Origin of the sequence: Acidovorax sp. Leaf73 (genome assembly GCF_916855635.1) — a bacterium.
Lineage (GTDB): Bacteria > Pseudomonadota > Gammaproteobacteria > Burkholderiales > Burkholderiaceae_C > Acidovorax > Acidovorax facilis.
Map to the genome: position 1 here is coordinate 1 of NZ_CAKASI010000015.1, position 1,295 is coordinate 1,295.

General features: G+C 65.3%; 1 protein-coding gene. It reads right to left on the reverse strand.

What is annotated here, in order from left to right; translation table 11 throughout:
• Positions 1–1,295, reverse strand: a 1,295-nt coding sequence (locus LPA35_RS26040) for a bifunctional diguanylate cyclase/phosphodiesterase (protein ID WP_228900253.1), incomplete at both ends; no start/stop codon positions are given.

Genomic DNA, 1,295 nt, shown 5'->3' on the forward strand with positions numbered 1-1,295 from the left:
CGCCCAAACAGATACCCCTGAAACCCCTCACACCCATGCAGCCTCAGGAAACTCAGCTGCCCCGTCGTCTCCACCCCCTCGGCCACCACCTCCAGGTCCAGGCTCTTGGCCAGCGCCAGGATGGTCCGCACAATCGCCGCGTCGTTGGGGTCCGTCAGCACGTCCCGCACAAAGCTCTGGTCGATCTTGACCTGGTCCAGGGGCAGTCGCTTGAGGTAGGAGAGCGATGAGTAGCCGGTGCCAAAGTCATCCAGCGCAAAGCCCACGCCTTCGCTCTTGAGCTGCACCATGCGTGCGATGGTGTCTTCGATGTCTCCCAGCAGCAGGCTTTCGGTGAGTTCGAGCTTGAGTTTGCGGGGGTCTGCGTGGTGGTTCTTGAGGGTCTGCAGCACTTCGGCCACGAAGCCCGGTTGCCTGAACTGCCGGGCGCTGACGTTGACCGAGATGGACAGGTGGGCGGTGGCTTCGTGCTGGCCCCAGCGCTGCAGTTGTTCGCAGGCGGTTTGCAGCACGTATTGGCCTAAAGGGAGGATCAGGCCGGTCTGTTCGGCCAGGGGGATGAAGTCGCCGGGGCTGATCATTCCGCGCTGGGGGTGGCGCCAGCGCACCAGGGCTTCTGCGCCCATGAGCTGGGATTGGTGGTCCACGACGGGCTGGTAGTGCACCAGCAGTTCGCCCCGGGCCAGGCCCTGGCGCAGGTCGGCTTCCAGGTTGGAGCGGGCGTTGACGGCCGCTTGCATGTCGGGGTCGAAGAAGCGCTGGGTGTTGCGCCCTGCGGCCTTGGCCTGGTACATGGCCAGGTCGGCGCGTTTGAGGAGTTCGTCCACCGTGAGGCGTTCGTCGCCAAAGAGGGTGATGCCGATGCTGGGGGTGCTGTAGTGCTGAGCGCCGTCGAGTTCGAAGGGCTGGTTCAGGCTGGCCAGGAGTTTCTCGGCCACGGTTTCTGCCTGGGTGGCGGCGTCTTGCAGGTCGGGGGCCAGGGCTTCGAGCATGACGACGAATTCGTCGCCGCCAAAGCGGGCCACGGTGTCGGCTTCGCGCACGCTGCCCACCAGGCGGGTGGCGACCTGGGACAGGAGCTGGTCGCCCATGTCGTGGCCCAGGGTGTCGTTGAGGTCTTTGAAGTTATCGAGGTCGATGAACAGCAGGGCGCCGAGGTTCTTGGTGCGCTGGCAGGCGGCGATGGAGCGCTGCAGGCGGTCCAGCAGCAGGCGGCGGTTGGGCAGGCCTGTGAGGGCGTCGAAGAAGGCCAGGCGCTCGATTTCTTGTTCTGCGCGCTTGCGGTCTGTGATGTC